Source organism: Candidatus Sodalis pierantonius str. SOPE (genome assembly GCF_000517405.1).
Lineage (GTDB): Bacteria > Pseudomonadota > Gammaproteobacteria > Enterobacterales > Enterobacteriaceae > Sodalis_C > Sodalis_C pierantonii.
This window is the reverse complement of the sequence record NZ_CP006568.1, coordinates 3,066,708-3,080,297: the sequence shown is the minus strand read 5'-3', so window position 1 is coordinate 3,080,297 and position 13,590 is coordinate 3,066,708. Positions and strand designations below refer to the sequence as shown.

7 protein-coding genes and 7 pseudogenes are annotated in these 13,590 nt (G+C 57.4%); 9 read left to right on the top strand and 5 right to left on the bottom strand.

Annotated elements, in window-relative coordinates:
• Positions 1-21: 21 nt before the first annotated feature.
• Positions 22-1,539, top strand: coding sequence for an amidophosphoribosyltransferase (purF, locus tag SOPEG_RS15455; protein ID WP_025246021.1), 1,518 nt, complete (start codon positions 22-24; stop codon positions 1,537-1,539).
• A gap of 126 nt (positions 1,540-1,665) precedes the next feature.
• Complete coding sequence (locus SOPEG_RS15450; protein ID WP_025246020.1) at positions 1,666-2,235, top strand: UbiX family flavin prenyltransferase; 570 nt, start codon at positions 1,666-1,668, stop codon at positions 2,233-2,235.
• A gap of 393 nt (positions 2,236-2,628) precedes the next feature.
• Here the strand turns inward: SOPEG_RS15450 and SOPEG_RS15440 are convergent, their stop codons facing one another.
• On the bottom strand, positions 2,629-3,735 hold the full coding sequence (locus tag SOPEG_RS15440; protein ID WP_148297105.1) for an IS256 family transposase: 1,107 nt from the start codon (positions 3,733-3,735) through the stop codon (positions 2,629-2,631).
• A gap of 127 nt (positions 3,736-3,862) precedes the next feature.
• Between SOPEG_RS15440 and SOPEG_RS27710 the strand changes: the two are divergent.
• Positions 3,863-3,946 (top strand): annotated as a pseudogene (locus tag SOPEG_RS27710) (amino acid ABC transporter permease); the annotation flags it as partial.
• A 59-nt stretch (positions 3,947-4,005) separates the two neighbouring features.
• Here the strand turns inward: SOPEG_RS27710 and SOPEG_RS15435 are convergent.
• Positions 4,006-4,929 (bottom strand): IS5-like element ISSoEn1 family transposase, encoded by a 924-nt coding sequence (locus tag SOPEG_RS15435; RefSeq protein ID WP_038468887.1) that lies wholly within the window; start codon positions 4,927-4,929, stop codon positions 4,006-4,008.
• A 75-nt stretch (positions 4,930-5,004) separates the two neighbouring features.
• On the opposite strand from SOPEG_RS15435, the pseudogene hisQ reads away from it, so the two are divergent.
• The 4 genes and pseudogenes from hisQ to hisP all read left to right on the top strand — a co-directional run.
• Positions 5,005-5,619, top strand: a pseudogene (hisQ, locus tag SOPEG_RS15430) (histidine ABC transporter permease HisQ); the annotation flags it as partial.
• Positions 5,616-6,280 (top strand): annotated as a pseudogene (gene hisM / locus SOPEG_RS15425) (histidine ABC transporter permease HisM). The pseudogenes hisQ and hisM, both read left to right, overlap by 4 nt.
• A 60-nt stretch (positions 6,281-6,340) precedes the next feature.
• Positions 6,341-7,263 (top strand): annotated as a pseudogene (locus SOPEG_RS25040) (IS5 family transposase).
• A gap of 136 nt (positions 7,264-7,399) precedes the next feature.
• A complete protein-coding gene (hisP, locus tag SOPEG_RS15410; protein ID WP_038468881.1) occupies positions 7,400-8,173 on the top strand; it encodes a histidine ABC transporter ATP-binding protein HisP in 774 nt (257 codons plus the stop codon).
• 12 nt (positions 8,174-8,185) lie between these two features.
• On the opposite strand, the gene SOPEG_RS15405 is transcribed toward hisP, so the two are convergent.
• Both SOPEG_RS15405 and SOPEG_RS25035 read right to left on the bottom strand, forming a co-directional pair.
• Positions 8,186-9,088, bottom strand: coding sequence for a TIGR01777 family oxidoreductase (locus SOPEG_RS15405; RefSeq protein WP_025246014.1), 903 nt, complete (start codon positions 9,086-9,088; stop codon positions 8,186-8,188).
• A 199-nt stretch (positions 9,089-9,287) separates the two neighbouring features.
• Positions 9,288-9,881, bottom strand: a pseudogene (locus SOPEG_RS25035) (glutathione binding-like protein); the annotation flags it as partial.
• Positions 9,882-10,046: 165 nt separating this feature from the next.
• Between SOPEG_RS25035 and yfcE the strand changes: the two are divergent.
• Positions 10,047-10,514, top strand: a pseudogene (yfcE, locus tag SOPEG_RS15395) (phosphodiesterase); the annotation flags it as partial.
• Positions 10,515-10,597: 83 nt separating this feature from the next.
• Positions 10,598-11,174: pseudogene (yfcD, locus tag SOPEG_RS15390) on the top strand (NUDIX hydrolase YfcD).
• Between the two features lie 262 nt (positions 11,175-11,436).
• On the opposite strand, the gene pta reads toward yfcD, so the two are convergent.
• Positions 11,437-13,572: a phosphate acetyltransferase gene (gene pta, locus SOPEG_RS15385; RefSeq protein ID WP_038468874.1), complete on the bottom strand. Its 2,136-nt coding sequence runs from the start codon at positions 13,570-13,572 to the stop codon at positions 11,437-11,439.
• Positions 13,573-13,590 lie beyond the last annotated feature (18 nt).

Genomic DNA, 13,590 nt, shown 5'->3' with positions numbered 1-13,590 from the left:
CGCTGATGAGGAAATGACCACATGTGCGGTATTGTCGGAATCGCCGGTTTTATGTCGGTAAACCAGTCTATCTATGATGCATTAACGGTGCTGCAGCACCGTGGGCAGGATGCGGCAGGCATTGTTACCATCGATGCATTAAATGGCTTTCGCCTGCGTAAAGCCAATGGACTGGTTAAAGATGTTTTCGAGGCCCGGCATATGCAACGCTTGCAGGGCAATATGGGGGTGGGCCATGTCCGCTACCCGACCGCCGGCAGCTCCAGCGCCTCCGAGGCGCAGCCGTTTTACGTCAACTCCCCGTTCGGCATCACCCTGGCGCACAACGGTAACCTGACCAACGCCCACGAATTGCGTAAAAAGCTGTTTGAAAACGGACGGCGCCATGTCAATACCACTTCCGACTCGGAAATCCTGCTTAACGTCTTCGCCGCTGAGTTGGATCGTTTTCCGGATTACCCGCTGGAGGCGGATAACATCTTCGCGGCGGTGGCGGCGACCCATCAGCAAATTCGCGGCGCCTACGCCTGCGTCGGCATGATAATCGGCCACGGCCTGTTTGCGTTTCGTGATCCCAACGGCATTCGCCCTCTGGTTATCGGTAAACGCACGCTGGCGGACGGGCGCAATGAGTATATCGTGGCCTCCGAAAGCATGGCGCTGGATACGCTGGGCTTCGATTTCCTGCGCGACATCGCGCCGGGCGAGGCGGTGTACGTCACGGCAAAAGGGCAGCTGTTTACCCGGCAGTGCGCAGAGAACCCCCGGCACCATCCGTGCCTGTTCGAGTATGTCTATTTCGCCCGGCCGGATTCCTTCATCGATAAAATTTCGGTCTACAGCGCCCGCGTGCGCATGGGCCAGATGCTGGGCGAAAAAATCGCCCGCGAGTGGGAAGATCTCGATATCGATGTGGTGATCTCGATTCCAGAAACCTCCTGCGATATCGCGCTGGAGATCGCCCGCATCCTGAATAAGCCGTATCGTCAGGGATTTGTGAAAAACCGCTACGTCGGCCGCACCTTTATCATGCCCGGTCAGCAGGTTCGTCGGCAGTCGGTGCGCCGGAAGCTTAACGCCAACCGCGCCGAATTCCGCGACAAAAATGTGCTGTTGGTGGACGACTCCATCGTACGCGGTACGACCTCGGAGCAAATCGTTGAAATGGCGCGCGAGGCGGGCGCCCGTCACGTTTACCTGGCTTCCGCCGCGCCGGAAATCCGCTTCCCGAACGTCTACGGCATCGATATGCCCAGCGCGTCAGAGCTGATTGCCCACGGTCGCGAGGTCGACGAAATCCGGCAGCTCATCGGCGCTGATGCACTGATATTCCAGGATTTGGCCGATTTGGAACAGGCGGTGCGGGAAGATAATCCCGACGTGGAACAATTTGAATCCTCGGTCTTTAACGGTATTTACGTCACGCGTGACATTGATCAGCGCTATCTCGATTATTTGGAGTCGCTGCGCAACGACGATTCCAAAGCACTGCGCGCCCAGACCGAGGTCGAAAACCTGGAAATGCATAACGAAGGTTGATCGGTAGCGCGCGGGTGCAGTAGGCTGTGCCGCTGTACCCGCGCTTTACGGCAACTGGTCATCTCTACCCGGGCGGTCAAACGCGCCGGGTTTTTTTTCGTCTTTCCTACTGGCGGGAGTTGAGGTATGAAACGTCTGATTGTTGGTATCAGCGGCGCCAGCGGCGCCGTGTATGGCGTCCGCCTGCTACAGGTGCTGAGCACGCTGCCGGAGATCGAAACCCATCTGGTCATGAGCCCGACCGCGCGGCAAACCCTGGCGCTGGAGACGACTTATAGCCTGCGCGAAGTGCAGGCGCTGGCGGATGTGGTGCATGATTCCCGCGACATTGCCGCCAGCATCAGCTCTGGTTCATTCCAGACCCTCGGGATGGTTATCCTGCCCTGTTCGATGAAAACCCTCTCCGGTATCGTCAATAGCTACAGCGATGGGTTGCTGACGCGCGCGGCGGATGTGGTGCTAAAGGAGCGGCGCCGGTTGGTGCTCGGGGTGCGTGAAACGCCGCTGCATCTGGGCCACCTGCGCCTGATGACCCTGGCGGCCGAGCTCGACGCGGTCATCATGCCCCCGGTCCCAGCCTTTTATCACCGGCCCGCCCAAATCAGCGACATCATTGACCAAACGGTTAACCGCACGCTGGATCAATTCGATCTGATGCTGCCGCAAGATCTGTTCCAGCGCTGGCAGGGCGGCTGAGGCCTGCGGCCAGCCATATATTCAATTTAATAATTATTTTCATAATAATGGTTTATGAAAATAACATTGCACCAATAATGAACATGCTGGGTAAATGGATGGTGCAGCGTCGCCGACGGCGGCCGTGCGCGGCGGGTGGCGTGCCTGATGCAGCGCGCGTTTGCGGCGCAAAGGTGTGGGTTACGGCGGGTCTCGCCGCGTTCTGCGCCATGCGCCCAGGCGGCGCGATACATGGCATGAAATGTGCAATGGTTCCGACGGAAAAGGACACACGCTATGCCGGGCAATGAATAATTATACTGAGGGTCATTTATGAAAAAGCTGGTAAAAGTTCTTCCTTTGGTGGCGGCGCTGGCTTAGACTCTGTACACGATTCTGTGTAAATGCCTTTTCTCAGAAGTGATCGTCCAGGCGGTCACCGAACTCGATAATAAAGCGGCTCATTGCCATGCGCCAGTCCCTCAAAGGCATTGTCCATTTCTGTGAGGCCGCCTGTATCGCCAGCCACACCACCTTTTTCACTGCGTCGTCGGTCGGGAACACCTTGCGCTTTTTGATGGCATGCCGGATCACGCTGTTTAACGACTCGATGGCGTTGGTCGTGTAGATCACCTTGCGGATGTCCCAGGCACTGGAGAACGCTTCCAGCGCCTGCAAGCCGGCTTCTTCCGTAGGGGCCTGATAGATAGCTTTCAGGTCGCGGGTGACGGCCTTGTAGTCCTTCCAGGAAACGAACCGCAGGCTGTTGCGCACCATATGCACGATACACAGCTGGAGCCGCGCCTCCGGATACACCGCGTTAATAGCGTCAGGGAAACCTTTCAGCCCGTCTACGCAGGCGATAAGGATATCGTTCAGGCCGCGGTTTTTCAGCTCTGTCAGCACGTTCAGCCAGAACTTTGCGCCTTCATTTTCGGCCAGCCACATACCTAGCAACTCTTTCTGGCCTTCGATGTTGATGCCCAGCGCCAGGAACACAGATTTGTTGATGATGCGGCTGTCCTGCCGGACTTTTAGAACGATACAGTCAAGATAAACAATGGGATAGACTGCATCCAGAGGCCGGTTTTGCCATTCGACAACCTGCTTCATGACCGCATCGGTGACCTTTGAGACCAGCGCCGGCGAGACATCGGCGTCATACAGCTCTTTGAACGCGGCGGCGATCTCGCGGGTGGTCATCCCTTTGGCGTACAACGATAAAATCTGGTTATCCATCCCGGTAATCCGGGTCTGGTTCTTCTTCACCAGTTGCGGTTCAAAGGAACCGTCACGATCGCGCGGAGTACGCAGCGCCAGCGGGCCATCGCCAGTGGTAACGGTTTTTGTGGAATAGCCGTTGCGGGCGTTGGTCCCCGGTTTAGGCTGATTTTTATCGTAGCCGAGGTGATGGGTCATTTCGGCATTGAGAGCTGCTTCGACGCTGATTTTTTTCAGCAGCCGATCGAAGTGACTGAGATCTTCAGGGGTTTTGAGATTTTTGGCCAGTTCGTTAGCCAGAGCCTACAACTGTTTTTCGTCCATAAATTAACCTGTTTTTGATGTTGGATTGAACATATCAAAATCAGGCAAATACACAAATTTCTAAACAGGCTCTATTTCTCCTCCGCCAGGACAGGTATGATTGATGCTTTTTGGTTATTCGCAATTAATTATCAACGGCGCGCTGGTGACGCTTGAGCTGGCGCTCAGTTCCGTTTTACTGTCGGTGGTGCGCTTTGTTGAATAAATCCGAAATTTGTGACGACTTCCTCCCTATCAGGGCGATTGTTACATGATGCGGACGCTGTTTGGCATTCCTAACAGCGTGATCCGGTTAAGCGCTTTGACCATTGCCATAGCCTCACCTACCTGCGCGTCATAGTCATGCAGACTCAGATGACCACCCAGAAGTGTTTTAAACCGGAACATGGCCGTTTCAGCCAGTGAACGCCGGTGATAACCTACTTTCTTTTTCCAAGTATCGTTATTGCCGCTCAGATGCTGATTTGCCACCGCATGGTTACGCTCATGGTATCGAGCTGGCCAATATTGCGCACCACTTCGCGGTGGGATAAGCGGCTTTATTTTTTTCCTCAGCAGAGCATCATGACAGTAACGCGTATCGTAAGCACTGTCAGCCGACGCTTCCCTGATTTTCCGGTGGGTTTGGTTAATCAGCCCGGGCAGCACCTGCGCATCTGTCGTACCGCTTAGCGATAAATCGGCACAGATAATTTCATGTGTCGCGCTATCTACTGCCAGATGAAGCTTGCGCCATACTCTGCGCCTCTCAGCCCCATGCTGCCTAACTTTCCATTCGCCTTCGCCGAAGATTTTCAGGCCGGTGCCATCGATGACCAGGTGTGAGATTTCGCCGCGGGTTGGCGTTTTTATGCTGATGTCGACGGTTTTTGCTCGCCGGCTGACCAGAGAGTAATCTGGGCAGCGCAGCGACAGCCCCATCAGTTTAAAAATCGCGTCAACGAAACCCTGTAACGCCCGGAGCGAAAGGTTAAACACGCGCTTTATCATCAGAACCGTGGTAATGGCCATATCGGTGTAGTGAAGCGGCCGGCCACGATGTTCAGGTGGTGTACTCTCAGTCCATGCAGCAATGGCTGACTCATCAAGCCATACTGTCAGGTCCCCCCGCTGCCTGAGCGCATTGTTGTATGCGGGCCAGTTGGTGATTTTAAACTTTTGCTTTGCCATGGGGACCTGATGTTGAAACGAATGTAGTGATCAGAGCCGCCAGTCACCTAAAAGTTCGATTTATTCAACAAAGCCTCGGTGGTGATCGGTCTTATCGGCGCCGGCGCCAAACTTTCCCGCAGCCGCGTGCTGGCGGGCTGCTTTGAAGGCTATACCACTCTGATTCGCGGCGTGCCCGACCTGGTGCTCATGTTGCTGATTTTTTACGGTTTGCAAATCGCTCTGAACAGCCTGACGGAAGCCGTCGGATGGGATCAGATCGATATCGACCTGATGAGCGCGGGCATTATCACGCTGGGCTTTATCTACATCTACGGGGCCTATTTTACGGAAACCTTCCGCGGGGCGTTTTTGGCGGTGCCGCGCGGGCAGATCGAAGCGGCTACCGCGTTTGGCTTCAGCGGCGCGCAGACCTTCAGGCGCATTCTGTTTTCCGCCATGATGCGCTTAGCGCTGCTCGGTATCGGCAATAATTGGCAGGTCATTTTAAAGGCCACCGCGCTGGTGTCGTTGCTCGGGTTGAATGATGTGGTGAAGGCCACCCAACTGGCGGGCAAGGGTACTTATCAACCGTTTTATTTCGCCATCGTCGCCGGCGTGGTGTATTTGCTGTTCACCACGCTCTCCAATGGCGTGCTGCTGTGGCTGGCGCGGCGCTATTCGTTGGGCGTGAAGAAGGCGGAATTATGACGGAAATTCTGCAACAATACTGGCACGCGCTGCTGTGGAGCGATCGCTACCGTTTCACCGGGCTGGCGGTTACCCTATGGCTGCTGATTATTTCTGTCGCGCTGGGCGGTCTGCTGGCGGTGCTGCTGGCGGTGGCGTGGGTATCGCCGCGGCGCTGGATAAGTATGCCGGTGTGGCTGTTTACCTATATTTTTCGCGGCACTCCGCTGTATGTACAGCTGCTGGTGTTTTACTCCGGGATGTACAGCCTGGAAATCGTGCGCGGCACCGATCTGTTAAACGCGTTTTTCCGCAGCGGCATGAACTGTACCCTGCTGGCGCTGACCCTCAATACCTGCGCCTACACCACCGAGATTTTCGCCGGCGCCATCCGCGCGGTACCCCACGGGGAGATCGAGGCGGCGCGCGCCTACGGTTTCACTCCGTTCAAACTCTACCGCGCCATCATTTTGCCCTCCGCGCTGCGCTGCTGCCCTACAGCAATGAAGTGATTTTAATGCTGCACTCCACCGCGCTGGCGTTCACCGCCACGGTGCCGGATATATTGAAAATAGCCCGCGATATCAACTCGGCGACCTATCAGCCGTTTTATGCCTTTGGCATTGCCGCGGTGATGTATCTGATGATCTCTTTTGTTTTGATTAAGGGCTTTGTTGAATAAATCGAACTTTTAGGTGACTGGCGGCTCTGATCACTACATTCGTTTCAACATCAGGTCCCCATGGCAAAGCAAAAGTTTAAAATCACCAACTGGCCCGCATACAACAATGCGCTCAGGCAGCGGGGGGACCTGACAGTATGGCTTGATGAGTCAGCCATTGCTGCATGGACTGAGAGTACACACCTGAACATCGTGGCCGGCCGCTTCACTACACCGATATGGCCATTACCACGGTTCTGATGATAAAGCGCGTGTTTAACCCTTCGCTCCGGGCGTTACAGGGTTTCGTTGACGCGATTTTTAAACTGATGGGGCTGTCGCTGCGCTGCCCAGATTACTCTCTGGTCAGCCGGCGAGCAAAAACCGTCGACATCAGCATAAAAACGCCAACCTGAGGCGAAATCTCACACCTGGTCATCGATGGCACCGGCCTGAAAATCTTCGGCGAAGGCGAATGGAAAGTCAGGCAGCATGAGGCTGAGAGGCGCAGAGTATGGCGCAAGCTTCATCTGGCAGTAGATAGCGCGACACATGAAATTATCTGTGCCGATTTATCGCTAAGCGGTACGACAGATGCGCAGGTGCTGCCCGGGCTGATTAACCAAACCCACCGGAAAATCAGGGAAGCGTCGGCTGACAGTGCTTACGATACGCGTTACTGTCATGATGCTCTGCTGAAGAAAAAAATAAAGCCGCTTATCCCACCGCGAAGTGGTGCGCAATATTGGCCAGCTCGATACCATGAGCGTAACCATGCGGTGGCAAATCAGCATCTGAGCGGCAATAACGATACCTGGAAAAAGAAAGTAGGTTATCACCGGCGTTCACTGGCTGAAACGGCCATGTTCCGGTTTAAAACACTTCTGGGTGGTCATCTGAGTCTGCATGACTATGACGCGCAGGTAGGTGAGGCTATGGCAATGGTCAAAGCGCTTAACCGGATCACGCTGTTAGGAATGCCAAACAGCGTCCGCATCATGTAACAATCGCCCTGATAGGGAGGAAGTCGTCACAAATTTCGGATTTATTCAACAAAGCGTTGATTAAGCTGTTTAAACAGGCGGAAAAGCGCTGGCTGCGCCATGTCAAACCGCAATAACCCACGTGCAGGATACGTATATGCCAGAAATCAAATTGTCGATCCAGGAGCTGCACAAACGCTATGGCGACCATGAAGTATTGAAAGGTGTGTCGCTTGAAGCGCGCGCCGGCGATGTGATCAGTATTATCGGATCCTCTGGGTCGGGCAAAAGTACCTTTTTGCGCTGCATTAACTTCCTGGAAAAGCCCAGCGAAGGATCGATTGCCGTGAATAACGAAAATATTCATATGGTGCGCGATCATGACGGCCAGCTAAAAGTGTTCGACAAGAAACAGTTGCAGCTGCTGCGCACCCGGCTGACGATGGTCTTCCAGCATTTTAATCTCTGGAGCCATATGACCGTGCTGGAAAACGTCATGGAAGCGCCGGTGCAGGTGCTGGGCCTCAGCAAAAACGACGCGCGCGAGCGCGCGGCGCGCTATTTGGACAAAGTCGGTATCGATGAACGGGCGCGCGCCAAATACCCCATAAACCTCTCCGGCGAGCAGCAGCAGCGCATTTCCATTGCGCGCGCGCTGGCAATGGAGCCGGAAGTGCTGTTGTTTGATGAACCCACCTCGGCGCTGGACCCGGAGCTGGTCGGCGAAGTGCTGCGTATCATGCAAAAGCTGGCCGAAGAGGGCAAGACCATGGTGGTGGTGACGCACGAAATGGAGTTCGCCCGCCATGTTTCCAATCACGTCATCTTCCTGCATCAGGGGGTTATCGAAGAGCAGGGGCCGCCTTCGGCGGTATTCGGCAGCCCGAAGAGTCCGCGGTTGCAGCAGTTCCTCTCTGGGGCCCTTAAGTAACCGCGCCGATGGCTATACGGCGTTGACGATTTCCGTCAGCGCCGCTTCCAGTTCGCTGAAGCAAAAAGTGAAACCGGCCTCGGTCAGCCGCCGCGGCATTGCCCGTTGGCCGCCGAGAATCAGCGAGGCGCCTTCGCCGAGAAACAGCTGCACCGCCCGCGCCGGCACGCGGGTGAAGGCGGGCCGGTGCAGGACCCCCGCCAGTACGCTGCTAAAATGCTCATTGCGCACCGGATAAGGCGAGCAGACGTTAAACGGGCCCGCCAGGCCGTCGGTGGTCAGCATGAACAGCAGCGCGTTGACGATATCGTCGATGTGGATCCAGGACATAAACTGGGTGCCGTCGCCGATGGGGCCACTCAGCCCGACTTTGTACAGCGGCAAGAGCCTGCCCAGCAGGCCGCCGTCGGCGGCCAGCACCACGCCGGTGCGCGACAGACACACGCGGGTTTTCTCGTTGCGCGCCCGTAGCGCCAAATTCTCCCAGCGCGCGCATAGCGTGTGGGCGAAATCGATAATCGGCGGTTCATCCTCGTCCACCAGGGCATCATTCTGATCGCCATAATAGCCGGTGGCGGAGCCGGAAATGAACACCGACGGCGGATTGTCGCTCTGGCGCATCAGCAGGCTCAATTGGCCGGTAACGTCCCAGCGGCTCTGGCATAGCTTGTTTTTTTGCTCGTCGGTCCAGCGGCGCTCGGCGATAGGCTCGCCGGCAAGGTTTATCACCGCATCGAACTCGTTGAGGTGCGACAGCGGCGCCAGCGTGGTCATGGTGGCAATCTCCGGCCCCAGTGTCTGCTGCGCGCGCTGGGCGTCGCGGGTCAACACGGTAACATGGTGCGATAAGGTCTGTAGTCTCATAACCAGGTGCCGGCCAATCAGCCCGGTCCCGCCGGTCACTAAAATTTTCATGGTGGTGTTCTCCGCCCGACGTTAATCGCTGCGAGCGGACCGCGGGCGGCCGTGGGCAGCGATAGCAAAACTCCATTCTGCCTAAAGCATAGGCCACGGCGGCAGTAAATGCCCAAAGCGGACGCAGCGTCGGGATCTGCGCCGCTACCGCCGGGCCGGCAGGGTTTAGCCGTTGGCTCGCCGCCAGGCGCGCTCCACCGGCCGGACGGGTGCGGATCTCGTTAAACCAGCGCTGTACCGCGGGATAGTCCGCCAGGTTGATATCTTGTTTCTCATGGGACACCGCCCAGGGGTAAGTGGCGATATCGGCGATGCTGTACTGCTCACCCGCGATATAGCGATGGTCCTGCAACTGCTTGTCCAACACGCCGTACAGCCGTGCGGTTTCGGTACGGTAGCGATTGATGGCGTAAGGCACTTTCTCCGGGGCGTACTGGTTGAAGTGGTGGTTTTGGCCAAGCATCGGGCCGAACCTCGCCATTTGCCAGAAGAGCCGCTGCAGGGTGGTGTGCCGTTCACGCAGTTCGTGCGACAGCAGCTGGTCGGTTTTTTCCGCCAAATAGAGCAGAATGGCGCCCGATTCAAACAGGCTTAACGGCGCGCCGCCGTCCGCCGACTGGTTGTCGACAATCGCCGGGATTTTGTTATTCGGCGAGATGGCCAGGAAGGCCGGCTTGAATTGATCACCGGCGCTGATATCCAGGCGGTGAAGCTGATAAGGCACCCCGGTCTCTTCTAAAAACAGCGTAATTTTATGGCCGTTGGGCGTGGGCGCATAATAAACGTCGATCATAAAGCCTCCTCTAGGATAACGCGAGTGGTTTAACTGTAGTGCAAAAGCGCAGGAGATAAAAGCGAATAAGCGGCGGGGTGTGAGCGGGCTTTATGGCGCAATAACGCCGCAATCGGCCGCCGGCGACGGGATAGCGCTGACGGGGTGAAGTTTGTTAAGCTTGGGCTGCTGCTGGGCGATTTTCTGAATCACGGTCCGGTCCGCGCAATCCGCTGCCCGAGGATTATCGACCGGCGGAAGTCGCCGCCGCGCTTAACGCTTATCGCCAGAGGATTATCGCGGTACGCGGCAATTGCGACAGCGAAGTGGATGAAATGCTGCTCGACTTTCCCTTTAGCGCGCCCTGGCAGCAGGTTCTGCTGGGGGAGACGCGGCGGCTGTTTTTAACCCCACGGGCATCTCTATCATCCGGCGCATCTGCCGCCGCTGGCGCCCGGCGACGCGTTCTTGTACGGCCATACCCATATTCCGCAGGCGGAGCAGGCGGGGGAGCATATTCTGTTCAATCCGGGGTCGGTCAGCTTGCCCAAAGGCGGCTTTCCGGCAAGCTATGGTCTACTGGCGGACGGCCGGTTACAGGTACTGTCATTAGATGGCGGCGAAACTATTGCGCAAGTCGCAATAACCTTCTAAGTTATGACAAAATACGTCAGTGGGTTTTTCCGTTTAACCATACCGCGCGGGCTGCCCGCGCCATTGCATAAGGGTGTCATAGGATGGAGCAACAGAGTCAGTCTGCCGGTGAGGAATGGGTCGACATTGTCAATGAAAACAATGAAGTCATCGCCCCGGCCAGCCGCCAGCCGCCAGCAGATGCGCGCGGAACGTCTGCGTCACCGCGCCAGTTATATTGTGGTGCATGATGGTGCGGGCAATATTCTGGTTCAGCGTCGTACCGCCAGCAAAGACTTCTATCCGGGCTATCTGGATGCGACCGCCGGCGGCGTGGTGCAAAGCGGTGAGGGGATGCTCGATTCCGCCCGCCGTGAGGCGGAAGAAGAGCTGGGCATCGCGGATGTGCCGTTCGCTGAACACGGGCAATTTTATTTCGAGAATGACGCCTGCCGGGTGTGGGGATCGCTGTTTAGTTGCGTGACCCATGGCCCGTTCGCGTTACAGGAGAGCGAGGTGGCGGCGGTCAATTGGCTGACGCCGGAGGAAATTACCGGCCGCTGCGACGAATTCACCCCGGACTCCCTGAAAGCGTTGTCGCTGTGGCTGAGCCGCAATAATGCCCAGAGCTTTGGCAAGCCCCTGGCCGCGCAGACGTCGGACGATAGCGCGGCACAGTAGCCAGCGAGGAGGGGGGCGACCTTCGCGCTCGGGCTAAATGTAGGCGGGCGTAGGCGAGGTAGCGCCCGGCCCGCACGGGCTGAACCGGCGCAAGCGCTTGGGAAAGCCTAACCCCATTGGTTCTGAGCAGGCACAAGCGCTGAGGAAATTCCCGTTGGGTTTGAACGGGGTAAGCGCTGGGGAAGGGCGAGCCGGCCCGCGCAGGGCAAAAAAACGCCGGCCTCAGGCCGGCGTGGTCATGTCTGGCGCCGTAAACGCGGAATTAGCCTTCCGCCTGTTTCGACTGAATGGCGGTCAGCGCGACCGTATAAACGATATCGTCCACCAGCGCGCCGCGCGAGAGGTCGTTGACCGGCTTGCGCATCCCTTGCAGCATTGGGCCGATAGAGATCAGGTCCGCCGAACGCTGTACCGCTTTATAGGTGGTATTACCGGTGTTCAGATCCGGGAAGATAAAGACCGTCGCCTGACCCGCTACCGGCGAGTTGGGCGCTTTCGACAGCGCGACATCGGCCATAATGGCGGCGTCATACTGCAGCGGACCGTCGATGACCAGATCCGGGCGCTTTTCCTGCGCCAGGCGCGTGGCTTCACGCACTTTCTCGACGTCGCTGCCGGCGCCGGAGTTGCCCGTCGAGTAAGAGATCATCGCCACGCGCGGCTCAATACCGAAGGCGGCGGCGGAGTCGGCCGACTGAATGGCTATTTCCGCCAGCTGCTCGGAGGTCGGATCCGGGTTGATGGCGCAGTCGCCGTACACCAGCACTTGCTCAGGCAGCAGCATAAAGAACACCGACGACACCAGCGAACTTCCCGGCGCAGTCTTGATGAGCTGCAGCGGCGGGCGGATGGTGTTAGCGGTGGTATGCACCGCCCCTGACACCAGGCCGTCCACTTCGCCCTGCTCCAGCATCAGCGTGCCCAGCACCACGTTATCTTCCAACTGTTCGCGCGCCACCACTTCGGTCATGCCTTTGCTTTTGCGCAGCTCGACCAGGCGCGCGACATACTTCTCGCGCGCCACTTCCGGATCGATGATTTCGATGCTGTCGCCGAGCGTAACGCCCTGTACCGCGGCCACGCGCTGAATTTCATCGGGGTTGCCCAACAGCACGCAGTGGGAGATACCGCGCTCGGCGCAAATGGATGCCGCTTTGACGGTGCGCGGCTCGTCGCCTTCCGGCAGCACGATGCGTTTACCCGCCTGGCGCGCCAGTTCGGTCAACTGATAGCGGAACGCCGGCGGCGACAGGCGGCGCGGACGTTCGGAGCTGGCGGACAGGGATTCGATCCAGGCATTATCGATATGGCCCGCGACATAGTTTTGCAGTTTTTCCACCCGGCTATGGTCGTCGGTCGGCACTTCCAGGCTGAAGCTCTGTAGGCTGAGCGAGGTCTGCCAGGTATTGGTCTGCACGGTAAACATCGGCAGACCGGTCTGGAAGGCGCGTTCACACAACTGTTGAATGCGCGGATCGATGTCATAGCCGCCGGTCAGCAGCACCGCGCCGATTTCCACGCCGTTCATCGCGGCGAGGCAGGCGGCGACCAGCACATCGGGACGGTCGGCGGAGGTCACCAGCAGCGAACCCGGGCGGAAATGCTCCAGCATGTTCGGCAGGCTGCGCGCGCAGAAGGTGACGGATTTCACACGGCGGGTCTGAATTTCCCCTTCGTGGATAATGGTGGCGCCCAAATGGCGGGCCATGTCGATGGCGCGGGTGGCGATGAGATCGAAATTCCACGGGATGCAGCCCAGCACCGGCAGCGGGCTGTTTTCAAACAGCAGGCTCGGATCAACGTTGGTCTTGCTGGAATCGTCGAAAATTTCCGACAGGTCCGGACGGGTGCGGCCTTGTTCATCCACCGGCGCGTTCAATTTATTGACGATAACGCCGGTAATGTTTTTATTTTTGCTGCCGCCGAAGCTTGAGCGTACCAGCTCGATGCGTTCTTTCAATTGGTCCGGTGAGTCGTTGCCCAGCGAGAGCACGAAAACGATTTCGGCGTTCAGCGTGCGGGCGATTTCATAGTTCAGCGCGGTGGCGAACTGATGTTTACGCGTGGGTACCAATCCTTTCACCAGCACCACTTCCGCTTCTTGGGTGTTGGCATGATAGCGGGCAATGATCTCTTCCATCAGCACGTCTTGCTGGTTGGAGCCCAGCAGGGATTCCACATAGCTCATGGCCAGGGGTTCGGCGGAGGGAATAGTGGAATTGGCGCGGATAATACGGGTGGTGGCGTCGAGGGTGTCCTCACCGGATCGGGGCTGCGCGATGGGTTTGAACACGCTTAGGCTCACGCCTTTTTGCTCCATGGCGCGGATCACGCCGAGGCTGACGCTGGTCAGACCGACGCTGGTGCCGGTAGGGATCAACATGATTGTACGGGACACGGCTAAACCTCTTTCAAC